The sequence below is a fragment of the Halosimplex carlsbadense 2-9-1 genome, from assembly GCF_000337455.1.
Taxonomy (GTDB): domain Archaea; phylum Halobacteriota; class Halobacteria; order Halobacteriales; family Haloarculaceae; genus Halosimplex; species Halosimplex carlsbadense.
Genome location: NZ_AOIU01000048.1, coordinates 117,620 through 140,713, shown reverse-complemented (window position 1 = coordinate 140,713; position 23,094 = coordinate 117,620). Strand labels below are relative to the sequence as shown.

At 67.5% G+C, this 23,094-nt stretch carries 19 protein-coding genes; 13 read left to right on the top strand and 6 right to left on the bottom strand.

The annotated features are described in order from the left end of the window. The first annotated feature begins 200 nt into the window (after positions 1 to 200). From C475_RS21550 to C475_RS21530, 5 genes are all read left to right on the top strand, one after another. Positions 201 to 488: a HalOD1 output domain-containing protein gene (locus tag C475_RS21550; protein WP_049931152.1), complete on the top strand. Its 288-nt coding sequence runs from the start codon at positions 201 to 203 to the stop codon at positions 486 to 488. Positions 489 to 567: 79 nt separating this feature from the next. Then, positions 568 to 1,287, top strand: coding sequence for a ThuA domain-containing protein (locus tag C475_RS21545; RefSeq protein ID WP_006886034.1), 720 nt, complete (start codon positions 568 to 570; stop codon positions 1,285 to 1,287). A gap of 158 nt (positions 1,288 to 1,445) precedes the next feature. Next, positions 1,446 to 6,266 carry a DUF1349 domain-containing protein gene (locus C475_RS24760; protein ID WP_006886033.1) on the top strand — a complete coding sequence of 1,607 codons (4,821 nt, stop codon included), beginning with the start codon at positions 1,446 to 1,448 and terminating at the stop codon, positions 6,264 to 6,266. A 138-nt stretch (positions 6,267 to 6,404) separates the two neighbouring features. Then, a complete protein-coding gene (locus C475_RS21535) occupies positions 6,405 to 7,097 on the top strand; it encodes a rhamnogalacturonan acetylesterase (RefSeq protein ID WP_006886032.1) in 693 nt (230 codons plus the stop codon). Between the two features lie 138 nt (positions 7,098 to 7,235). Next, complete coding sequence (locus C475_RS21530; RefSeq protein WP_049931150.1) at positions 7,236 to 9,140, top strand: hypothetical protein; 1,905 nt, start codon at positions 7,236 to 7,238, stop codon at positions 9,138 to 9,140. A 12-nt stretch (positions 9,141 to 9,152) separates the two neighbouring features. On the opposite strand, the gene C475_RS21525 is transcribed toward C475_RS21530, so the two are convergent. Continuing rightward, a complete protein-coding gene (locus C475_RS21525; RefSeq protein WP_049931148.1) occupies positions 9,153 to 9,926 on the bottom strand; it encodes an IclR family transcriptional regulator in 774 nt (257 codons plus the stop codon). A gap of 56 nt (positions 9,927 to 9,982) precedes the next feature. Further along, on the bottom strand, positions 9,983 to 11,011 hold the full coding sequence (locus tag C475_RS21520; protein WP_006886029.1) for an SGNH/GDSL hydrolase family protein: 1,029 nt from the start codon (positions 11,009 to 11,011) through the stop codon (positions 9,983 to 9,985). A gap of 239 nt (positions 11,012 to 11,250) precedes the next feature. Here C475_RS21520 and C475_RS21515 point away from each other — a divergent pair, with 239 nt between their 5' ends. Beyond that, positions 11,251 to 12,060 (top strand): hypothetical protein, encoded by an 810-nt coding sequence (locus C475_RS21515; RefSeq protein ID WP_006886028.1) that lies wholly within the window; start codon positions 11,251 to 11,253, stop codon positions 12,058 to 12,060. A gap of 84 nt (positions 12,061 to 12,144) precedes the next feature. On the opposite strand, the gene C475_RS21510 is transcribed toward C475_RS21515, so the two are convergent. Beyond that, entirely contained in the window at positions 12,145 to 12,927 is a 783-nt protein-coding gene (locus C475_RS21510; RefSeq protein WP_006886027.1) for an SDR family NAD(P)-dependent oxidoreductase, read from the bottom strand. A gap of 1,268 nt (positions 12,928 to 14,195) precedes the next feature. Here C475_RS21510 and C475_RS21505 point away from each other — a divergent pair. Continuing rightward, complete coding sequence (locus C475_RS21505) at positions 14,196 to 15,035, top strand: ParA family protein (protein WP_006886026.1); 840 nt, start codon at positions 14,196 to 14,198, stop codon at positions 15,033 to 15,035. Then, the gene (locus C475_RS21500) at positions 15,032 to 15,490 is read left to right on the top strand and encodes a hypothetical protein (protein ID WP_006886025.1); all 459 of its coding nucleotides are present in this window, start codon (positions 15,032 to 15,034) and stop codon (positions 15,488 to 15,490) included. Before C475_RS21505 ends, C475_RS21500 begins: the two co-directional genes overlap by 4 nt. Before the next feature lie 27 nt (positions 15,491 to 15,517). Here the strand turns inward: C475_RS21500 and C475_RS21495 are convergent, their stop codons facing one another. Next, complete coding sequence (locus C475_RS21495; RefSeq protein WP_006886024.1) at positions 15,518 to 16,471, bottom strand: hypothetical protein; 954 nt, start codon at positions 16,469 to 16,471, stop codon at positions 15,518 to 15,520. Positions 16,472 to 16,545: 74 nt separating this feature from the next. On the opposite strand from C475_RS21495, the gene C475_RS21490 reads away from it, so the two are divergent. The 3 genes from C475_RS21490 to C475_RS21480 all read left to right on the top strand — a co-directional run bounded on the left by C475_RS21490 (position 16,546) and on the right by C475_RS21480 (position 17,938). After that, positions 16,546 to 17,241, top strand: a complete 696-nt coding sequence (locus tag C475_RS21490) for a hypothetical protein (RefSeq protein ID WP_006886023.1) — start codon at positions 16,546 to 16,548, stop codon at positions 17,239 to 17,241. A 62-nt stretch (positions 17,242 to 17,303) separates the two neighbouring features. Further along, positions 17,304 to 17,546, top strand: coding sequence for a hypothetical protein (locus C475_RS21485; RefSeq protein ID WP_006886022.1), 243 nt, complete (start codon positions 17,304 to 17,306; stop codon positions 17,544 to 17,546). Then, positions 17,543 to 17,938, top strand: a complete 396-nt coding sequence (locus C475_RS21480) for a PIN domain-containing protein (protein WP_006886021.1) — start codon at positions 17,543 to 17,545, stop codon at positions 17,936 to 17,938. The genes C475_RS21485 and C475_RS21480 overlap by 4 nt, the downstream gene beginning before the upstream one ends. A 24-nt stretch (positions 17,939 to 17,962) precedes the next feature. Here the strand turns inward: C475_RS21480 and C475_RS21475 are convergent, their stop codons facing one another. Then, the gene (locus C475_RS21475; protein WP_006886020.1) at positions 17,963 to 19,390 is read right to left on the bottom strand and encodes a cytochrome P450; all 1,428 of its coding nucleotides are present in this window, start codon (positions 19,388 to 19,390) and stop codon (positions 17,963 to 17,965) included. 170 nt (positions 19,391 to 19,560) lie between these two features. Here C475_RS21475 and C475_RS21470 point away from each other — a divergent pair, with 170 nt between their 5' ends. Both C475_RS21470 and C475_RS21465 read left to right on the top strand, forming a co-directional pair. Beyond that, positions 19,561 to 20,820, top strand: coding sequence for a pyridoxal phosphate-dependent aminotransferase (locus C475_RS21470; protein WP_006886019.1), 1,260 nt, complete (start codon positions 19,561 to 19,563; stop codon positions 20,818 to 20,820). A 172-nt stretch (positions 20,821 to 20,992) separates the two neighbouring features. Continuing rightward, on the top strand, positions 20,993 to 21,610 hold the full coding sequence (locus C475_RS21465) for a class I SAM-dependent methyltransferase (protein WP_006886018.1): 618 nt from the start codon (positions 20,993 to 20,995) through the stop codon (positions 21,608 to 21,610). A gap of 143 nt (positions 21,611 to 21,753) precedes the next feature. Here the strand turns inward: C475_RS21465 and C475_RS23565 are convergent, their stop codons facing one another. Next, complete coding sequence (locus C475_RS23565; protein ID WP_152436573.1) at positions 21,754 to 22,629, bottom strand: hypothetical protein; 876 nt, start codon at positions 22,627 to 22,629, stop codon at positions 21,754 to 21,756. Positions 22,630 to 23,094 lie beyond the last annotated feature (465 nt).

Here is a 23,094-nt window from a genome sequence, read left to right as displayed (position 1 = left end):
CGACAGGCAGTACTGAGATTACACTCATAATATCGTAATGGTTCGGGCCTGGGGAACTCCGTTATCGCGCCCGTCGGGTCGACGAGGCCGTTCGGGCCGGCGTTCGACTGTTCTGAAACACGACAGTGTGACACGCATACGTCACCGACCGCGAGCGACTGGCAAGCACGGCTTTACGTGGTGGCGCTGTTGGACGGGTAATGGTCGAATCCGACACAGCAGTGGTCTCGATCCTCGAAGCCGTGGCGAACGCCGAACGGACGAACTCGGTCGACTTACCGCCGCTGTCCGGCGCCGTGGACCCGGAGGCGCTCAACGCGTTGGTGGATTCCGGCGAAGACGAGTGTGCGCCGCTCCGAGTCACACTGACCTACGCTGGCTACGAGATCACCATCGACCGGGACGGCGATGTCGACGTCGTCCCGGTCGGCCCGTCCAGCGGTGTCAGCCCGCCCGTAGCGCGGGCGGACGGACCGCTGGCCGAGTGAATCCTCGCGGTCCGGATCTGGGCCGCCCGACCCTCGGCGTGCCGAAAGGACTTATTCCCGTCGCGTCGACGGGGGAGGTATGACCCTTCAGGTCACCGTCTGGAACGAGAACGTCCACGAGCGTGAGGAGCCCGAGGTCGCCGAACGCTACCCCGAGGGCATCCACGGGGCCGTCGCCGACGCGCTCACCGAGCGCGGGTTCGAGACGCGCACGGCCACGCTCGGCGAAGACGAACACGGGCTCACCGAGGCCGTCCTCGACGAGACCGACGTGCTGGTGTGGTGGTCCCACTGCGCGAACGACGAGGTGAGCGACGCGGTCGCGAGCCGCGTCGTCGACCGCGTCCACGAGGGGATGGGGTTCGTCCCGCTGCATTCGGGGAAGAACTCCAAACCGTTCAAGCGGCTCATGGGGACGACCTGTAACATCAAGTACCGTCACGGCGGCGAGACCGAGCGCGTGTGGGTCGCCGACCACGGCCACCCCATCGCCGACGGCCTCCCCGAGTCGTTCGAGATCCCGTCGACCGAGATGTACGGCGAACCGTACGACGTGCCCGAACCCGATCGAACGGTGTTCATCTCGTGGTTCGAGGGCGGCGAGGTGTTCCGGTCGGGGCTCTGTTACCGGCGCGGCCGCGGCCGGATCTTCGCGTTCCGCCCCGGCCACGAGGAGTATCCGATCCTCCACCAGGACGAGGTCCAGCAGGTGATCGGAAACGCCGTCGAGTGGGCCGCCCCCACCGAGGGCAGCGAGGCCGTCTGGGGCGAAGTCGAACCGGCGAACCGCGAGGATTGACGCCCACGGTCGTCGACGAACGGTCGATCTCTGTCCTCACGATCACGTAACTATCTGAGCTCCAATCGTTTTAACTACGATTATAATGGTCAACCAAGTAAGATATAATTGGAAATGTTTATAAAAATTCCATTTGTGGGGTTCATTGGTGAGTCAAAATGGTACACCAGGATAGGCGAACGTTTCTCAGAACGATCGGGTTCGGTACGACAGGCGCACTGGCGTCGCGGTACGCGAGCGAGCACGTCTCGGCCGCGACGACGATAACGATCGAGGGGGCGGGCGAAGACATCTGGGACACCGCGGACGAGTTCCACTACTACTACACGGAGGTCGACGGCGACTTCGACGTGACCGTCCGCGTCGACAGTCAGGAGAACACGAGCGACTGGGCCAAGGCGGGGCTGATGGTCAGACAGACGCTCAACGACGACGCGGAGACGGCGATGATCCGGAAGACGCCGGGTCACGACACCTCCTTCCAGTGGCGCTCTGACGACGGCGAGGAGATGGTCAGCACGACCTCCGACGGCGGCAGCGACGAAGCGGAGATCTCGGGCGGGACGACGGGGGCCACGTGGCAGCGGCTCGTCCGTTCGGGGGACACCATCGAGGCCTACGGGTCGGTCGACGGGAACGACTGGACGCTCGTCGCCGACATCTCGCCCGGCGAGATCGACTTCGCCGCGAGCGCCTACGTCGGCCTCGCGGTCTGCAGCGCCAGCGAGGGCACGCTGAGTACCGTCCAGTTCTCGAAGCTCTCGGGGCTCTCGCCGTCCAGCAACGGGGACATCGGAAACGTCGACGTCGCCGGGAGCGTCTCGACGAGCGGCGGCGGGTCCACCGAGCCCGCCGTGGTCGTCTCGACGGGGTCGGTCTCGAACGTCGGCACGTCGTCGGCGACGCTGAACGGTTCGCTCTCCGATCTGGGCGGCGCCTCGGCTGCCGACGTGGCCTTCGAGTACCGCGCGTCCGGCGAGAGTTCGTGGACGACGACTGCCGGGCAGACCGCCTCGTCGACCGGGAGCTTCGGCGAGGAGGTCTCGGGGCTGGCGAGCGGGACCGACTACGAGTACCGCGCCGTGGTCGCCGCCGCGGACGGCGACACCGGAGTCGGCTCTTCGTCGTCGTTCACCACGACCGAACAGACCGGATCGGGGATCACTGTCGAGGGGGCAGGCGAGGACATCTGGGACGCAGCGGACGAGGGACACTACTACTTCGCGCCCGTCAGCGGCGACTTCGACGTGACCGTCCGCGTCGACAGCGTCGACGACACCGACTCGTGGGCCAAGGCGGGACTGATGTTTCGCGAATCGACGGCGGCCGACGCGAGAAACGCCATGGTGCGCAAGACGCCGGGCAACGACTCGTCGTTCTCCTGGCGCGCGGAGACCGGCGGTTCGAGCGAGAGTACGACCTCGGACGGCGGCGACGCCGGCCGGAACGGCGGTCGGATGGTCGCCTCGCACCAGCGGCTCGTCCGGACGGACGACACGTTCAGCGCCTATCTCTCGACCGACGGGTCGAGCTGGACGCAGGTCGCCGAGCTGTCCTCGGTCGACTTCGCGACCGACGGCTACCTCGGGCTCGCGGTGACCAGCGCGAACCCCGGGACGCTCTGTACCGCCGAGTTCTCGGATCTCTCCGGGGTCACACTGACGAACAACCAGGACCTGGGGAGTCCGGACGTGTCCGGAACCGTCTCCGGCGGTACCGGCGGGTCCGACACGCTCCCGATCGTCTCGACCGGCGCGGCCGAAGCCGTCGCGGCGACGAGCGTCACGCTGACCGGCTCGCTCGACTCGCTCGGGAACGCCGCCTCGGCGGACGTGGCCTTCGAGTACCGCGAGGCGGGCGCCGCTTCGTGGACCACGTCGAGTTCCCAGACCGTCTCGTCACCCGGGAGCGTGAGCGTCGACGTCTCCGGGCTCGCGAGCGAGACCGACTACGAGTACCGCGCGGTCGCGTCGGCGAGCGACGGCGACACCGACGTGGGGTTCGTCGAGACGTTCGCGACGCGTGCCCCCGACACGGACCCCGTCGTCTCGACCGACTCGGCCGGCGAGGTCGCGTCGACGTCGGCGACGCTGTCCGGGACGCTTGAGGACCTGGGCGGCGCGCTGTCGGCCGACGTGTCCTTCGAGTACCGCGAGACGGGCGACGACGCCTGGACCGAGTCCGGAGCCCAGACCCGCTCGGAGACCGGCTCGTTCGAGCAAACGGTCTACGGGCTCGCGAGCGAGACCGACTACGAGTTCCGCGCGGTCGTCGACGCCGAAGACGGGGACACCGCCACCGGGTCGACGGCGACGTTCACTACGACCGCGGGGACGAGCACGTCCGGCGGCTCGTACGTCGACTACGAGGACGGGTTCGCCGACGTGTCGTGGTTCGACGACAGCGTCCAGGTGATGAAAGTCGGCGCGAACGAGAGCGAGATCCGCGAGGCGTTCACGACGGACGCGCCGCGGCTGATCGTCTTCGAGGAGAGCGGCGTCGTCGACCTGAGCGGCGGCGACCTCTCGATCACCTACGGGAACTGCTGGGTGGCCGGCCAGACCGCCCCTTCGCCGGGCATCACGTTCATCAACGGGATGGTGCAGGTCGAGCAGGACAACACGATCGTCCAGCACATCCGCGTGTTGCGCGGGGACGAACAGGGCGGCGAGGGCACTGACCCGGTCAACAGCCGCGACGGCACGTCGAACGTCATCTTCGACCACGTCTCGGCCTACTGGGGCCGCGACGAGAACCTCTCGCTCGGCTACGACAGCACCGACCAGACGATCTCGAACTGCCTGATCGCCGAAGGGCTGGAAAACCCCGAGGAGAACTCCAACGGGACGCTCATCGGCGACGACGCCGACAACGTGGCGATCATGGGGACGGTCTACGCAAAGAACAACGACCGGAACCCCCGCCACAAGGACGGCAGCCACGCGGCGCTGGCGAACAATCTGGTCTACTACTTCGACAAGGCGTCGTGGCTCACCGGCGGCGCGGAGGCGAGCGTCGTCGGCTGCACGTTCGCCGGTCGCTTCGACTGGTCCGACGCCGTCGTCAAAGGGAACGGCAGCGCCTACTTCGAGGACAACTCGGTCGTCGACCCCGGGCTGAACGGCCGGGCGTTCCAGACCGTCTCGACGGAGCTGTCGAGTCGACCGCTGTGGCCCAGCGGCTTCGCCGCGATGCCGAGCGGCGACGTGGAAGGGCACAACCTCAACTACGCCGGTGCCCGGCCGGCCGACCGGATCGGCCACGAGACCCGTGTCATCGACGAGATTGCGACGCGGGCCCTGGATACGAACGTCTCGGACCCGGCGGACTCGGAGATCCCCGACAGTCAGGCCGCGGTCGGCGGCTACCCGAGTTACAGCGGCACGACGCACACGCTATCGGTCCCGAGTACCGGTCTCAAGGAGTGGGTCGACCAGTGGGCGCTGGCGGTCGAAGAAGCGAACGCCAGCCCACCCAGCGGCGGGTCGGGCGGCGGTTCCGGGGACATCGACCCCGTCGTCACGACCGACTCGGCGACGGGTATCGACGCCGACTCGGCGACGCTGAACGGCTCGCTGGACGATCTGGGCGGCGCCGCGTCGGTCGATGTCTCCTTCGAGTGGCGCGACACGGCCGACGACGCGTGGACGAACACGTCGACCCAGTCGCGCTCGTCGACGGGGAGCTTCAGCGTCGACGTGACGGGACTCATCGGCGGCACGAGCTACGAGTACCGGGCCGTCGCGACCGCGAGCGACGGTGATTCGGTGACCGCCGGAACGAGCGCCTTCAGCACGTCGAGCAGCGGCGGCGGCGGGTCCTCGACCGACGGCGCGTACTTCGACCTCTCGGACGGGTTCGCGACGCCCTCGTGGTTCGACGACGGCGTCGAGGTCTACCGGGTCACCGAGGCAACCCGGAGCGCCCTCGAAAACGCCGTGCAGGGCAGCGGCCCGCGGCTGGTCGTCTTCGAGACCTCCGGCACCATCGACCTCGGCGGGGACGAGCTCGAAGTCACCGCAGACCAGTGCTGGATCGCCGGTCAGACCGCCCCGTCGCCGGGTATCACGCTCACGCAGGGCCTCTTTCAGGTCAAGGCGAACGACGTGGTCGTCCAGCACCTGCGCTCGCGAGTCGGGCCCGGTGACAGCGGGTCGATTCAGGGCAACGACTCGTTCAACAGTGGTGACGGGACGCAGAACGTCATCTTCGACCACTGCACGGCGTCGTGGGGCGTCGACGAGTGCATGTCCGTCGGCTACGACACCACCGACACGACCCTGTCGAACTGCCTGATCTACGAGGGGCTGTACGACCCCTACGGCGACGGCGAGGACCACAACTACTGTACCCTCGTCGGCGACGGCGCCGACAACGTGGCGCTGCTGGGCAACGTCTGGGCGAAGTCCCGGAGCCGGATCCCGCGGCTCAAAAGCGACACGAGCTCGGCCGTCGTCAACAATTTCTGTTACTTCTTCGACGAGGCGGCGAACGTCGACGGGAGCGCCGAGACCTCCTGGGTCGGCAACAAGTACACCGGCCTGCTCGCGACGGGCGAGTCCATCGTCGAGGGCGGCGGCACCGTCTACAGCGAGGACAACGTCACGGCCGACCCGCAGACGGACTCGGACGTCTCGTTCGTCGAGCAGTCGACGGTGAGTTCCCGGCCGGTCTGGCCGGGGAGCCTCTCGGCGATGCCCTCGGCGGACGTCGAGAGCCACAACCTCGCGTACGCCGGTGCCCGGCCGACCGACAGGACCGGCAACGACTCGCGGATCGTCACCGAGATCGAAACCCGGGCCGGCAACGACAGGCTGGACTCGGAGTACGACTACTGGGTGCCCGACGTCGACGCGGTCGGCGGCTACCCCCAGCTCCCGGAGAACACCCGCTCGCTGACCGTGCCCGACTCGGGCCTGCGTGAGTGGGTCGAGCAGTGGGCGCTCGCCGTCGAGGAACCGGACGCGAGTCCGCCGTGACCGACTGACCGACGGCGTTCGCACGCCGGGGGCGCCCCGGCGCGAGCGGCCGTTCGTCCCGTCGGACCGGGCTCGCCACGCGCGAGCGCACAGACAGGACCGACATCCATTTGTTCTGTCCCGGGCACCGCTACCGACATGTCGTCAGCGCCGACTACCGTCTACCTGATCGGAGACTCCACTGCGGCCGAGAAGACGCCGAGCGAACGTCCCGAGACCGGGTGGGGGACGCCGTTCGCGGAACGCCTCGGCGAGTCGGTGACGGTGGAGAACCACGCCCGTAACGGCCGCAGCACCCGCACCTTCCTGGAAGAAGGTCGCTGGGCTCCCGTGGTCCGCGCCCTGACAGAGGGTGACTACGTGTTCGTCCAGTTCGGCCACAACGACGAGGTGCCCTCGAAGGACCAGTACACGACCGAGGCAGCGTTCGTCGCCAACCTCGAGCAGTTCGTCGAGGAGACGCGCCAGCAGGGGGCAACGCCGGTCCTGCTCACGCCGATAGCGCGCCGTCACTTCGACGAGGACGGCGTCCCGCAAGACACCCACCGGGACTACGCCGAACTGACGCGGCGGGTCGCACGGGAGCGCGAGGTTCCGCTCGTCGACGCGGACCAGCGGAGTCGGTCGCTCCTGAGCGAACTCGGGGCCGAGGAGTCGAAGTCCCTCTACAATCACCTCTCGCCGGGCGAACACCCCAACTACCCCGATGGCGTGACCGACGACACGCACTTCAGCGAGTACGGCGCCCGCCGCATGGCCGAACTGGTCGTCGAGGGGGTCGCAGAACTGGACCTCGACCTGGCTGCCTCCTTCGACCGAGACGACCGCTGACTGGTCCGTTCCGGCCGAACAGCCACTCGCCCGCCGACGGTGCCACACCGGGTCACCCGACCCCCCGGGAGCCGGACGCTACCGGTCCGACCCGCCACCACCCAAATGTTCATATCGGCCTGGGACGGTGAGTGGAGTATGTACGAGCTAGCGGCGCGTCGCTCGATCGCCCAGCCGCCCGAGTGGGCCACGCGCCAGCGGACGCTGTTCGACCTGTTCGAGAGCGCGGTCGACGAGTTCGTCGCGGACTACCTCGACGACGACGGCGAACCGCTGTGGCCGCCCGCCGACCACGTCGGCGTCGACGGCTACGACGACGTGATAGAGGGCTTTTACAACTGGCCGCTCGTCTACGCGATGGGCGGCGACGAGTCGCTCCTGGTCCACGCCGAGCGGGCCTACGAGGGCGCGCTCGACCGCTTCGAGCGCGCGGAAACGCCCCACGGCCACCCGATGGTCGTCGACGAGTTCGAGCAGTGTCGCGACTGGTTCCATCTCGGCGAGGGCAACCTCTTCACCTACAACATGGGGCTGGCCGCGCCCGACGACGACCTCGTCGTCGAGCGCGCGACCCGCTTCGCCGACATGTACCTCGGCGACAGCGACCTGGACAACTACGACCCCGAACGGCGGCTCGTCCGCGCGCCGATGAACGGCAGCGCCGGCCCGGAGTACAGCGACCTCTCGGCCTTCGGCGCCCAGTCGACCTTCGGCGGCTACGGTGCGGACTACCGCTGGGCCAGCCACGGCCTCCCCTGGCGCGACCTCGAGTTCGAGTCGGCCACCGAGTTGCTCGACCCGGACAACGAGGAGCGACTGTACGAGATCTACGACGAGCGCTGTTCGAAGGGGGATATCCCGCTCAATCTCGCCATCTCCAGCCTCATGACCAACGCCTACCTCCACACCGGCGACGGCGACTACCGGGAGTGGGTGACGGAGTACCTCGACGCCTGGCGGGACCGCGTCGAGCGCAACGGCGGGATCATCCCCGACAACGTGGGCCTCTCGGACGAGATCGGCGAGTACACGAACGGCGAGTGGTACGGCGGCACCTACGGCTGGTCGTGGGGCGGCTGGCACTACGTCGGCGTCGGGACGACGACCGCCGCCGAGAACGCCACCCTCCTCACCGGCGACCGTGACCACCTCGACTTTCACCGCCAGCAGCTCGACCACCTCGTCGACGAAGGCATCGAGCAGGGCGACACGCTTCACATTCCGCACAAGTACGGCGGCGAGGGCGACTACCACTACAACGGGTCGGGCCTGCGCGAGGACGACGGGGAGATCCTGTGGCGCGACGGCTGGTACGAGTTCAAGCCCCACCGCGACGACCCGTACCTGTTCCACCTCTGGTACATGTCGCTGGAGGAGGACGACCGCGAGCGCGTCGAACGGCTGCGGGACTGGGGCTCGCGGGAGTGGAAGCAGGTCGATATGCGCCCATCGACGAAACACGGCGCCGGCAACGAGTGGGCGTGGCTCGCCTATCTGGAGGGGGAGTTCCCCGAGTTCCCCGAGCGGGTGCTCGAAGCGAACCGCAATCACACCCAGGAACTCCTCGACGGCATGGCCGAGGAGGGCCGCGAACCCGACACGCTGAACGAGGACTACCTGCGGGACCGAAACCCGGTCTTCCACCGCGGCCTCCTGAATCTCACCATGGGCGCCCCCCAGCCCGTCTACTACGGGGGGATGGTGATGGCGCAGGTCCGCCACTTCGACGGCACGCGCGAGCGACCGGGACTCCCCGAGGGCGTCGCCGCGCTCGTCGAACGGATCGACGACGAGGGAGTCGAGCTGACGCTCGTCAACACCGGGAGTCGAGACCGCGAGGTCGTCACCCAGGCCGGCGCGTACGGCGAGCACGAGTTCACGAGCGTCGCGTACGACGGCGAGAAACGCAATATTGAGACGTCGGCGGCGGCCGACGCGATCCGCACTTCGCTCCCAAGCGGGACCCGGGTCTCGCTGTCGGTATCGATGGACCGGTTCGCGAACGACCCGACGTACGCGCTCCCGTGGGAACGGGAAGAATAGAGAGACCGTCGCTCAGGCGAACTTGGTGTTGAGTTCGATGACGTTGGCGGCGCGCTGGACCTGGTCGGAGAGTTCGTCGTGGATGCGGTCGACGGTGAACCGGCTGGACGGGCCGGTGATGCTCACGGCGCCGAGGACGGTCTCGCCGTTCTTGACCGGGGCGGAGACACAGCGCAGCCCCTCGAAGTTCTCCTCGTCGTCGATGCCGTAGCCGCGCTCGCGGATCCCGTCGAGTTCCTCGTACAACTCCTCGGCGCTGGTGATCGTCATCGGCGTCAGCGCCTCGTAGTCCTGGGCGTGGACGATCTGCTCGGTGCGGTCCTCCGGGAGGTACGCGAGGATGGTCTTCCCGAGCGACGTGGAGTACATCGGCTGCTGGGTGCCCACCCGGGAAGCCGTCTCGACCCCGCGCTCGCCGGTCGTCTTGTAGAGGTACGACACCTTACCGTGTTCCTCGATCCCGAACTGGGCGATCTCCCCCGTCTCGTCGGCGAGCGTGTCGACCTCGCTTTTGATCACGTCGTAGTTCCCCACCTGGTCGCGGACGTGCGTCGCCATGTCGAGGATGCGCAGGCTCAACCGGTAGCCGTCCCCCTCGCGCACGAGGATCTCCCGATCCTCCAGCGTCCGCAGGTGGCTGTGTATCGTACTCTTGGAGTGGTCGAGTTCGTCGGCCAACTCCGTCACCCCCGCCCCGCCCTTCTCCTGAAGGACGTCGATGATATTGAACGCTATCTCCACCGACTGGATCGTGCGTCCGGGCCCATTCCGTGCAGCGTTTGACATACGTTCTCATATGTAGGACGCCCACTTAAGCTGTTCGGCCCTGGGGAACCGACCGGTCAGTCTGCAAGCAGGGGTCGGAGTTCGGCCGCGAGGCCCTCCGCCATCGTCGTCATCGCGCCGTCGCCGGGGTGGACCAGGTCGGTGGTCAGACCGTCGATGCTCGGGAGCAGTTCGGGCCCCTCCAGCAGGTGGACGTTGTCGTGGGGCGACTCGGCGACGACTTCACGGAGTTCCTCGCGGAAGCGCTCGACCGTCTCCGCCTCGTCGTGGCCTTCGACCACGTCCCGGGAACAGCGGAAGATGGTGATGCAGGCGACCGGTTTGTCGGGATGGGCGCTCGCGACGGTGTCGATCAGGTTCTCGGCGCGCTCGCGGAACACCTCGGGATCGAAGGTCCCGACCATGTTGACCGACACCGAGAGCGTCGCCACGTCCCAGTCGTCGCGCTCGGCGACGTGGTCGGCGATGGCCTCGTCGCAGTAGGCCGTGCCGCAGGAGCCGAGATTGACCAGGTCGGCGTCGAGTCGCCGCGCCGTCTGGCTCACGTACGTCAGGTGTTCGCCCAGCGGCGCCTCGCCCTCGGTGATGGAGGTGCCGTAGGCGAGATACGTCCGGTCCGGCAGTTCGTCCTCGGTCGGCGGCCGGCGCTCGCCGCTGGCGCCGTGGTACAGCGTGTAGCCGCCGCGGTGTTCACCCGGGAGACACACCCGACAGACCCGCGGGTCGAACGCGAGGTCCGCGGTCACCGACTCCTTCAGCCGGGTGAGCTTCTCGGGCATCTCGACCTCGAACGTCCGCGGTTCCGTCCCGATCTCGAACTCGTCGTAGCCCTGGATCGGGCCCCAGAACACGCGGACGGTCCCGCTGTCGGCGCTCCCGCCGGGCTCCATCGAGAGGGTCAACTCGACCGGCCCCTCGGGGACGAACCGGAGTTCGACGCCCGCCGGGTGGCGCATCCGCGACTGGGCGCCCTCGTTGAGGTCGGTCCTGACCGACTCGGGGACGCGTTGAACGAGTTGTCCGCCGTCGTCGCCGGGCGGACGGAGTTCGCCGACGTTGTGGAACTGCATGCCATCGATCTGCATACCTCGACCCCGCGGCGCGGTGACATCAATGTACTGACCGCGGCGCGTGCGACCGGGAACGGTAGCGTGTACGGGCCGCCGGACTGCAGCGGACGCCGGGAGAGCCCCATCAGAAGAGCACGTCGGCACCGACTGCCCGAGAGCGATAGTCACGTCGGGTCCCCGGAGAGCGACGAGTGAGCCGGGGACCGCCCGATTCACCGGGGGTGTTTTTACCGGTGGGGTCCCAACCGTCGCCGATGCGGTTGCGCGCGCTGGGAGTCGTCGCGCTGGTCTGTCTCGCCGGCTGTAGCGGCCTCTTCGGCGACCCGGTGGGAACGGACCGCGAGACGCTGACGCCGGCGCCCCTCCCGACGGAGACATCGGAGACCGAGACGCGAGCGCTCCCGCCGGGCGTCGGCGGCGGGGGCGACCTTCACCTCGACGAGCTGGTGGCCGCCCATCAGGAGGCGCTGACCGACCGGTCGTACGTCTGGCGCGAGCGCCGGGGCACGACCCGAGCGAACGCCAGTGCGGTCGAACCGCGGCCGGTCCAAGCCGCTCGCGTCGCCGCCGAGGACTGCTATCGGTTCTGGGCGGAGTCGTACACGGTGGACCTGGGGATGGAGACGCGCGTCGCCTACAACTACACCGAGTACGTGGACGAGGGCGTGGGCCACGTGCGACTGGAGACGTTCCGGACGGACACGTGGGAGTACTACCGCCTGCCGGCTCCGAGGGCGGGACAGCGGGTCGGGACTGCGACGGGCGCCGCGATCGAACGGTATCTGCGGCTCTCCCCCGAGAACGTCACCGTCTCGGTGGGACGAGCCGACGGCGAGCGGCGTTATCTCGTCGCCGGTGACGGCGGGGTCCCTCGGGGCATCGACGGCGCCCGGAACTACTCCGTCGCCGCGGTCGTCGACAGCGAGGGCCTCGTCCGCTCGCTCTCGGCCAGGTATCGCACGGTCGGCTTCGCTACGCCCCGGGTCGTCAGGTACGAGTTCACGCTCGAACGGTTCGGAAACGTGACCGTCGGGTCGCCGGCGTGGTACGACATGACCTGCTGACCGCCTACCCTCACCCAGAGTGTCAGGTCGCCGGACCGTTCGGACGGCGGGTCACCGGCGGCGAGTCGCCGGTCGTGCGTCCGGTCACACCCGATGGGCCGTCCACCCCCCGTCGACGTAGATGGACTCTCCGTGGACGAACGACGCCTCGTCGCTGGCGAGGAACACCGCCACGTCGCCGATATCCTCGGGATCGCCCACTTCCGGTAACAGCGTGTGGTCGATCTCCCGCTGCATGCTCTCGTCGGTGTGGTAGTCCTGTACCGCGGTCTTGACGAATCCCGGGCAGATGCAGTTCACGTTCACCGAGTCGGGCCCGAGTTCGACGGCCAGGTCTCGCGTCAGATTCACCACTGCGGCCTTCGCGCTGGCGTAGGCGGGCCCGCCGCCGCCCTGGCTCGAATGGACCGACCCGACGTTGATCAGCGCGCCCGACGCGTCCGTCAGGTGCGGGACCGCGTACTTGGCGGCGTAGAACGAACCGTCGAGGTCGACGCCGACGACCTCGTCCCACTCGTCCGGCGTGAGTTCCTGGGAGTCGCCGGGGACGTGGATCCCGGCGTTGTTGACGAGCACGTCGAGCCCGCCGAACGACTCGACCGTCGCGTGGACCATCGCCTCGGCCTCCGCGGGATCGCTCACGTCCGTCTCGACGAAGGTCGCCTCGGATCCGACCTCTCGAACGAGTTCGTCGGTCGGCGTCTCCGCGTCCGTCTCGAAGTACTCGCCCCGCCTCGGTCGTCGCTGCACGTCGGCGACCACCACGTTCGCGCCCTCCTCGGCGAACCGGACCGCGATCCCCCGACCGATACCGCTCGACCCGCCGGTCACGACGACCGTTCGGTCCTCGTGTCTGTTGGCCCGCATACCCACCCTATCGCAGGCTGAACTATTGAACTCTGTCTCGGTGTGGGTTCGCTCGCTACAGCCGTTCTCGATCGTGTTCGGAACAGTTGAGACCATCAGCGAACCGAATGTCCCGAGAGATTCGCCGGATGCACGGCATCGAGCGGTAATCGAGTCTCGTCACACCGGGTGGGCTCCGAGCGGGTAGCCACCGAGTCGACGACGGGAGAGGAACCTGAATCTGGGATGCGCACCGATCGATCATAGCTGACGATCGTCAAATCAATCCCAGAAAATGACAGAATGCAATTAATACGGGGGCGGCTATCTATCCCGAAGCAGTCGTACTCGACATCACGGCGCTTGATCGCCGGAAAGCACGGTTTCACCCGTCAAAACGACGGATGGGGTCGAGAACGCAAATACCCCGCGTCGATTCAGAGAACGACGGGGGCCGATCTCGTCGTGGTCCGCACGTTCACCTCGCAAACAGGTGAAATCGGACGTCTTCGACAGGTATAGGACTGGAGATGGTGATGGCGCTCTCTCTCGATCTGCGTGGTGTATTGCCACTGTTCCGCATTATAATAAGATGTGCGTCATAGAAACCGATCTTATATTAATCGGCGCAGTTCGTCCGAACACTGTCTCCACGGGTGTCGGCACTCAGATCACTGGTGGTCGATACGTGCGCCGATCCGATCGTCGAGCGACCCGTGACTGTTGCACTCGGTGGGCCCCGGCGTCGGTCCCACACCGGATTTCCGGTGAACGACGGAGTTTCGTCCGGTCCTCCGTGGAGTTCGTGGCCCGCTGGGCACCTCTCCGCATTCGCAGCCCGGAACGGCTGGGTCGTATCGCCACTTGCCCCAGCTATTCGAGCCAGCCGATCGGAGTAGTTACACGGCACAGCCGCCCCGCATAGCCAATCGAAGTAGCTGCTCTGATTAGTTTAGCTACTGAGCTCAGCTGAGTAGCTTATCGGATTACCTTATCCAAATAGTCTAGCGATCTAGTTAACCTCGTCAGCTGACTCAGCCATCGGACCGGAGTATCCGGTACAGTTAGCCGAGCCGCTGGGGCAGACGCTCCCGCTACCCCTCCGCCGTCGCTGGAGAAAACCGAACCCCTATCGAGAAGCCCGGTCCTTCGTGCGAGCGTCTGTATCGAAACCTGCCCATCCGATCTGTAGTGCGACGATCCCATCGACTAAGCTCAGCTGCTTAGCTTAGCTGCTTAGCCAAATCGTCTGACTGAGTTTTATGGCTGATCGGATAGACTGGACGAGTATGCTGGCCTACACGGTGTACTCGGAGGCGGGCGGCGTCGGGAAGACGACGCTCGCCGCGAACCTCGCGAAGGCGGAGGAGCGGGCGGGTCGGGACGTGCTCGTCGTCGACCTGGACACGCAGGAGGCGTCGCTGTCGTACCTGCTGGACGTGGCCGACGACCGCGACGACGACCAGGCCGATAGCCTGCTGCGGCACATGATCGACCGCCCACGCGGTGACTTCGACGACCTGATCAAGAGCAGTGAGGGGATCGACATCGTACCGTCGCACAACATCCTCGAATACGCGTCGAAACATCTGCGCCGCCGCGAGGAGGAGGCGGCGGACTTCGGGGAGTCGTGGAACCCGAACAAACAACTGCTGCGCGTACTCCGTGAGGCGGGCGTCCACGAGCAGTACGACACGCTGATCGTCGACCCGCCGGCGACCGCCGACATCAAGCTCCACAACGCGATCCACGCGACGCGCCACCTCGTGATCCCGTTCGAACCCAGCGGGAAGGGCTACGAATCGGTGCAGGGCCTCGACCAGCTCGTCGGCGGGCTCGAAGACCAGCTGGGGATCGAGGTGGGCGTCCTCGCCGTGGTCCCGAACCGCTACAAGGGGATGAACGACCAGGACCGCTTCCTCGAGGAGATCGAAGCCGACGGCTGGGAGATCCCCATCCGCCTCCGCGAGCGGTCGTCGCTGCTCGAAGGCTGCTGGGCCGAGCAATGTACCGCATTTCGCTATATCGACGAACACCGCGAGCGCGAGCGCGACCACGAACTCGACACCGTCGAGAAGATCGAACGGCTCGCCGAGCGCATCCGGGAGACGCAGGCGGTGGAAGCATGAAGCAGGGATCGACGGACGACCCCTTCGCGGAGGAACCGGCCGACGCGCGCGACGACCCCGAGGGCGACGAGACCAGTCGGGACGACGCCCTCGACCGGACCGAAGCGACCGAATCGTCGAGAGACGACTCGGGCGAGCGAAGCGGCGCGCGAACTGCCGACGGGGCGGACGGTTCCGGGAGCGAGACGGAATCACCGTCGGGCGCCGGGGCTCAGCGCCGGTCGCTCCCCTACATCCACGCCCGCGACGGCGTCAAGGACGGCCGGACTCAGCGGCCGGTGTTCCTGCGTGACCACGTCGAGTCGGGCATCGACGAACTCGTCGCCGAGATGGAGGCTGAACTCGGCGAAGACGTGTACAAGACCGACGTGACCGAGGCTGCGATGGCCGTCGCCCAGGAGAACCCTGAACTCGTCCTCGGGAAGCTGGAGGAGTGGGGCTACGGCTGGACCTGACGGTTCCACCCCGCGGTCGGCGTCCGCTCAGTCGGTCCCGGTGTCGGCCGCGTCCCCAGGGGCTCCCGCGGGGGTTAACTCGCCGTGTTCGGCCTCGACAGCGTCCATCGGAACCGCGAGGGTCGTCCGGTCGCTCCCGGCGAACAACAGATCCGTCGCTCGGAACCCGTCGTCGGCCTCAATACCGATGAGACTCCCGCTGTCGCCCGCGGCGCTCATCGGCCCGAACACGTCGATCCCGGTGAACAGCGTCGGCTCGTCGTGATATCCGCGGACTCTGATCCGCGCGTCGCGTCCCCGCAGGTCGCCCGTCGTCACGCCGGTCGTTCGCCCGCTCTTCGTGAACGTCGCGTCCGTGGAGGGCTCCGCGAAGCCCGCGAACTCCCCGATCCCCAGAACGCGGTCCTCGAAGTCGGCGGGATCGACCGCGACGATGGCGCTGTCGGTCGTGTTCGGTTCGTCGGGACGGATCTCGCTGCCCTCGACGAGCGATCCGACCGCGTCGTCCTCGGTCCCGCCGTCGGCCGGGCCGGGCTGGAGCACGTCGTCGCCTGGCTCGGCGGCCTCGATCGGCGCTGCGACGTGAGCGTTCGTCAAGACGACCGTCTCGCCGTCCGCAGTTTCGAGCGGCGGGCTCCCGAGCGTGCCGGCCGTGGTCTCGACGTGGCCGAACGAGACGCCCGCAGGCGCGGGCCGCCAGCGGCGCTCGCGGTCGGGCCGCTCCTCGGCTTCGGCCGTCGCCTGGGTCCGCACATCGCCGACCTCCTGCACGTCCGTCTTGCACTTCGCGTCGTCGAACTCGATTTCGGTCGGGATGCGGTCGGCCTCCGACAGCTGCGTTTCGGGGAGTTTCCGGGCGACGAGGACGATGAGCGCTTCCTCGTCGGTCGGCCGGTCACCGACGCGCTTGGGGCCGATCGCCGTCCCGACGACGTTCGCCCGCGACTCGATGTCGTCGCGGACCGATTCGGGGATCTCCATACCAAGTATTCGTTCGTCTGTCACAAAACGGTTGCGACGACAGTATTACACGATTGCCGAGATAAACGGTTTACATGTCAGGTGGTTCGTCGGACGATCCGAACGTCGAATCGCTTCGGATCGCCCGGGAGGAGGCTCGGCGGACGCTAGACGCACAGCTGTCGACGCTCGACGACATCGACGCGAAGGCGCTGTCGGTGTTCCGGCTGAACGTCGCGGTCGTCGGAGTGTTGCTCTCGGTGCTCTCCTTCGCGGCCGCCAGCGACGCGACGGCGGTCGGCGGGGTGTTGAACCCCGCAGTCGGCGCGGCAGCGGGGCTGTTCGTCCTCTCGGCGGCCGCGGCGGGACTGACCTACGCGACTGCAGGCCAGCGGGTCGGCGCCGACCCCTCGGGACTGGAAGAGATGGGCGACCGCTCGGAGACGGCCGCGCTCGAATATCTCGTCGACGGCTACGCCGACTGGATCCGCCGCAACCAGCGGACCAACCTCCGGAAGGCGTTGCTCGTGACGCTGGCAATCCTCGGGACCGTCGCCGGCACGCTCGCGCTCGGGGTCGGTGTCGTCGCCGCGTTCACGGGCCTGCTCTATCTCCCGGCGGGCGTCGCCGTCGCAGCTGTCATCCTCCTGGCCGCCGTCGTCAACCTCCCCGAGCAGATCGCGCGGATCGCTCGTGACTCCGAGACCGTCCCGGGCGGCGTCGCCGTCGAATCCGTCGATTCGGTCATGTCGGGCCAGCGGGCGTTCAAAGGCTGCGAGAACGACGAGTGACGCTGAGGGGTGCCACCTACACCGTCGAAACGCTCTTTACGGCATATATCCCAATATACGACATGGTCAAGACCATCCGCGTCTCGGAAGAGTACCACGAGTGGCTCTCGGCGCACAAGCGGGCCGACGAGACCATGGAGGAGACGCTTCGGCGGATGACGCGCGGGCCGGACCCCGGCGACGTGGCCGGACTGCTGACGGACGAGGAGGCCGAGCGGGCGAAGGCGGCCGTCGACGACCTGCGCGAGCGCGACGCCGGCCGGTTCGCGGCCGCGCGGGCGGCCTTCGACGGCGACGAGGAATGATCGTCGACTCGTCGTACCTGTTCGACCTGATGGCCGAGGACCCGGACGCGTTCGAGAAGGGGAGCGAGCTCGTCGAGCGCGGCGAGATGCAGTGGCTCCCGACACCGGTCGTGGCGGAGACGTACTACGGCGTCGCGACGGCCCGAAGCGACACGACCGAGGCGGAAGTCCGCAACCGCCTGCTCGGCTACCCGCGGATCGAGGTCGACGAGGAGGTCGCACGCACGGCGGGCGAACTGCTCGCGACGGCCGACGACGAGGCCGGCGCTCCCGCGGGGGTCGGCAGCAACGACGCCTACATCGCCGCGATGGCGGAGATACTCGACGACGCGGTACTCACCGACAACGTCGACGACTTCGAAGTCCTGGGCGTCCCCGTCGAGACGTACTGACCGCTCGGGCCAGTCGGACCGCCCTTACGTCCGCCGTTCGAGCGTCACTTCGACGGGATCAGCGGGGTGGACGGTCGAGCCGACGGCGACCTCGATGTCCTCGGGAGCGTCGACGATCCGGCAGCGTTTCGCGACCGTCGCGAGCGCGAGTTGCAACTCCATGCGCGCGAATCGCATCCCGATGCAGTGGCGCGGGCCACCGCCGAACGGGAAGTACGCGTACTCCGGGCGGTCGCCCGGCGGGTCCGCAATATCGTCCCAGCGGCTCGGGTCGAACTCCATGGGGTCGTCCCACCACCGGTCGTCGGTGTGGACGTGGAACTGCGGCAAGGTGAGGAACGTGTCTGCCGGGATGCGGTAGCCGTCGACGGTGACCGCCTCGTCGGTCTCCCGGAAGATCGCCGACGCGGGCGGGTAGCGACNGAGGAACGTGTCTGCCGGGATGCGGTAGCCGTCGACGGTGACCGCCTCGTCGGTCTCCCGGAAGATCGCCGACGCGGGCGGGTAGCGACGCAGCGTCTCCCGGACCACCTGTTCGGTGTAGGTCAGCTCGGCCAGGTCCGCGAGCGTCGCACACTCGCCGTCGAGGACGGTGTCGACCTCCTCGCGGAGTCCCCGAGCGACGCCGGGTTTCCGACCGAGTTCGGCGAGCGCCCAAGTCAGCGCGGTCGCAGTCGTCTCGTGGCCGGCGAACAGGAAGGTGACGAGCTGGCTCCTGATCTCCGCCTCGTCCAGCTCGCCGTCGCTCCGCATGTCGACGAGCAGCGAGAGCAGGTCGTCGCGGTCGGACCCGGGGTCCCGTTCGGCCAGCAGGTCCGCGACGACGCCGTCGAGTTCCTCGATCCCTCGCTCGTAGCGGCGGTTCGACGGCGTGGGAAGCCACTGGGGGATCTCCATGGCGACGGGGTTCTGACTGGTCCGTTCCAGGATGGCCTCGGCGCCGGCTCGCACCGCCTCGCGGTACTCGTCGGTATCGATCCCGAACAACGTCTTCCCGAGCACGCGAAGGGTGTACGTCGAGGTCGCATCGCCCAGGTCGACGGCGTCTGCGGCGGCCCACTCGTCGGCCGCTGCGGCCGCGTAGGTCGCCATCGTGTCGGCGTAGGTCTCGATCCGCTCGCGGTAGAACAGCGGCTGGAGTCCCGTGCGCTGGCGGTGCCACTGCTCACCGTCCGAGAGGAGCAGCCCGTCGGCGAGCACGTCCGCGCCGCTCGCTGCGGCCCCTGGTTTGCGGAAACGGTCGAAGTCGTCGACGAGCACCTGTTCGATACCGTCGGGGTGGAGGACCGTCGCCATGTCGTAGGTGCCCAACGAGAACCGCACCACGTCGCCGTGACTTGCGATGTCCTCGTAGAGGGCGTAGGGGTCGCGGGCGAACGCGACGGCGCTGCCGATCACCGGGGCGCCCGAACGCTTCGGCGCGAGCGGCGCGTCCTGCGTCGTCTGGCTCATAGGCGATCGGTGTGTCGCCGCCACAATCGGCGTTGCCACGGGGATGCTCGGCGATTTAAGTGATCGGCGGGACCGAACGGTCGCGCAGGGGCCCGCGGCGGTCAGGTCTGACGTGGCCGACACCGTGCATATCCCAACGTACTTGCCGCTCACGGCGGTGGATCCGGGCGATGACAGAGCGCGCCGACACCGGTCCCGACGCCTCGCGCGTCTCCGAGCGGGTTCGAGCGGTCGAACCCCAGGGGATCCGCGAGATGTTCGACCTGGCCGTCGAGCAGGACGGCGACCTCGTCCACCTGGAGCTCGGCGAACCGGACTTCGACACCCCCGACCACGTGGTCGAGGCCGCTTGCGAGGCCGCGACGGCCGGGCGAACGAACTACACCGCCAACGCCGGTATCGCCGAGCTCAGGGCCGCAGTGGCCGACGCCCTCGCTCGCGACGGCGGACCGCGACCCGACCCGGAGTCGGAAGTCGTCGTCACGACCGGCGGCGTCGAGGCGCTGCATCTGGCGATCCACGCGGTCGCCGACCCCGGCGACGAAGTCGTGGTTCCGACGCCCGCGTGGCCGAACCCCATCTCGCAGGCGAAACTCGCCGACGCTACGCCCGTCGAGGTCCCGATGCCCGCCGACGACGGGTTCGTGCCCGACCCCCAGCGGATCGTCGACGCGATCGGTCCCGACACCGCCGCGGTCCTGCTCACCTCGCCGTCGAACCCCACGGGCCGAATGTTCCCGGAATCGGCGGTCGAACGCGTCGTGCGCGCGGCGGCCGACCACGGCGCCTACGTCCTCGCCGACGAGGTGTATCGGGAGTTGACCTACACGGAGCGGCCGCCTCGCACGGCGGCCGTCGCCGACCGACTCGACCGCGAGTCGTGGGTGCTCACCGTCGGCTCCGTCTCGAAGGCGTACGCGATGACAGGGTGGCGCGTCGGCTGGCTCGCCGGTCCCGCCGACGTGATCGGCCAGGTGACGAAGATCCGCGAACACACGACCTCCTGCGTGAACACACCCGCCCAGCACGCCGCGCTCGCGGCGCTGACCGGGCCCCAGGAGCCCGTCGAGGAGATGCGCCAGGCTTTCGCCGAGCGCCGGGCGTACGTCCTCGACCGGATCGCCGATATCGACGGCGTGTCGGTCGCCCCACCGGAGGGCGCCTTCTACGCCTTCGTCGACGTGAGCGGGCTCGCTGGGTCGGACACCGAGATCGCGACGCGACTGCTCACCGACCACGGCGTCGTGACCGCGCCGGGGTCGGCGTTCGGCGCCGGCGGCGCGGGCCACCTCCGCCTGAGTTTCTCGAACGGGCTCGACAGGCTGGAGACGGGACTGGACCGCTTCGAGGCGATGGTCGAGGACGGCGCAGAAACACAGAATCGCCGCCGTGCGAACAGTGACGATCCGCGTGAACGCGACCACTCTTGAGTGCGGGGCCCGTAACTCGATCCGGGGACGAGAGATTCCGACACGTAGTCAGCCCCGTGTTCGCTCTCTCCCCCTTCCGTGGAGAACCGGCGACCCGTGCGGCGTAGGGGCTGTCACCGCTAGTCGAGGACCATCGATGGCGTTTAATTACGATGCCGACACAGTCCCCACTATGGACCCCGAAGACAACCGACGGGGGTGGGCGGACCGCTCGGAGGAGTACTCCCCCGAGTACTACGCCGAGATCGGTCCCAACGAAGTGAGCGAGACGCTCGCCGACGCGTTCGACTACTATCTCGACGACGGGGCGGCGATCCTCGAGATCGGCTGTGGCTCCGGCCGCCACCTCGCGTCGCTGCGCGACCGCGGCTTCGAGAACCTCGCCGGGATCGATATCAACCCCGACTCCTTCGAGGTGATGGGCGACCGGTACCCCCGACTCGCCGAGACGGGTACCTTCCTGACCGGCGCGGTCGAAGAGATCCTCCCGGAGTACGACGACGGCGCCTTCGACGCCGTCTACTCCGTCGAGACGCTCCAGCACATCCACCCCGACGACGAGTGGGTGTTCGAGGAGCTGACACGGGTCACGAGCGATCTACTCGTTACCGCCGAGAACGAGGGCAACAGCCCCGAGCGCGGCCGCGGCGAGGCCGAAGTGAGCCAGGTCGACGACGAGTTCCCGCTGTATCATCGCAACTGGAAGGCCGTGTTCACCGACCTGGGCTGTGCGCAACTGCTCTGCGAGCCGACCAGCCGCGATACGATCCGCGTCTTCCGCGTGCTCTGAGCGCGCTGACAGTCGAGTTCGGTACGCCCGACGCGCGGACCCTGTTCCGAAGAACCGCACCGCTCCCCGGCCGGTGGCTCGGCGCCGACCGCGACAACGGGACCGATTCGGAAACCGTCCCGTTTCTCGAACGGTCGTGTTCGTCAGCTCACGACGCCGCCGTATCCGTATTCGCCGTAGCCGACCTGGCCGTATTCGGCACTGATCGGTGTCGGCGATGGAGTCGGCGAGTCGGTCGGGGACGGCGTAGGAGTCGAAGTCGCCGTCGGAGTCGAGGAGGGCGTCTCCGTCGGGGCCGGGGACGCCGCCTCGGTCGGAGTCGGCGACGGGGTTTCCGTTTCAGTCGGCGACGGGGTTTCCGTTTCAGTCGGCGACGAGGTCTCCGTTTCGGTCGGCGTCGAGGACGGCGTATCCGATTCCGTCGCCGTTGCAGTCGTCGGTGTGGGACTGGTCGTCCCGTCTCTGACCGCGATCGAGTATTCATCGATACCGTCGGCGATGTCGACGACCTGGACGTAGTGGACTCCGTCTGTCGAAGCCGTTTCCGTCACGCTGACGGGTTCGTTGTGTCCGACGTAGCGCTGATCGAGGAACTGACCGCCCGGGCCGTACAGGACCACTGCCGTGATTCCGGAGGCCTCCGCGCGCTCGAACTCGACGACGAAGGCGTCGCCGGACGAAACTTCGACTGCGTACCAGTCCACTTCCTTATAGGCCAGTGTCCCGGTAACGGGAACGTTCAGACCGATCAGCATCGCTTCGTCCCGGCTGTCGTTCGGCTCGACTTCTCGAATCGCAGTCGGTGCCTGCGCGCTCTCGACCGCAACGAGCGGTGTCCCGTCGTACGTGAATCCGGTCACCGTGGGCTCCGCACGGGACTTCTCTTGGGCAACCGTCGCGAGCCCGAGCCCGGAAACGGCCGACAGTCCGGCGAGTTTCAACACAGTTCGTCTGGACGAGGAGACGTGTGCTCCATCTTCGTCGTCATCTTTCTCTTCGTCTGGTGGGGTACCAGCCATCGTGATCCAGCGTTTCCAGGGGGCGGAATACCTACTGCCCACGTAACTACGTTTGACCTTCTGACGACTGCCAGATACCGAAAAAACAGTCGTTAATTAATGTGTAAATAGCTGCAAGATGAATCTATTAATTCGGATTCTGCACAAAATATCACTTATATAACTGGTAGTTTTAGCGCCATTTCGGCCAAAGACTGTCGATGTCTTCACACAGAGTGGATCTTTCCGCCGACGAACGGCCCGAATCCGACGGCAATGGTGATCGCACGACCCGTCACGCATCCTGTGCATGCTGACTGGTGCGTCCCGACCGGAAAGTATCCTCAGCGACGGCCAGTACCGTGTCGAGAACGGTCCTGCTGGCTGTAGCGTGATTCAACATCGCGTACCGGCCGCCTCCGAATGCAATCAACTCCCAATCGTCATCTCAGCGGGCTCAGAACAGGTATTCTATCGGTTTGTAGA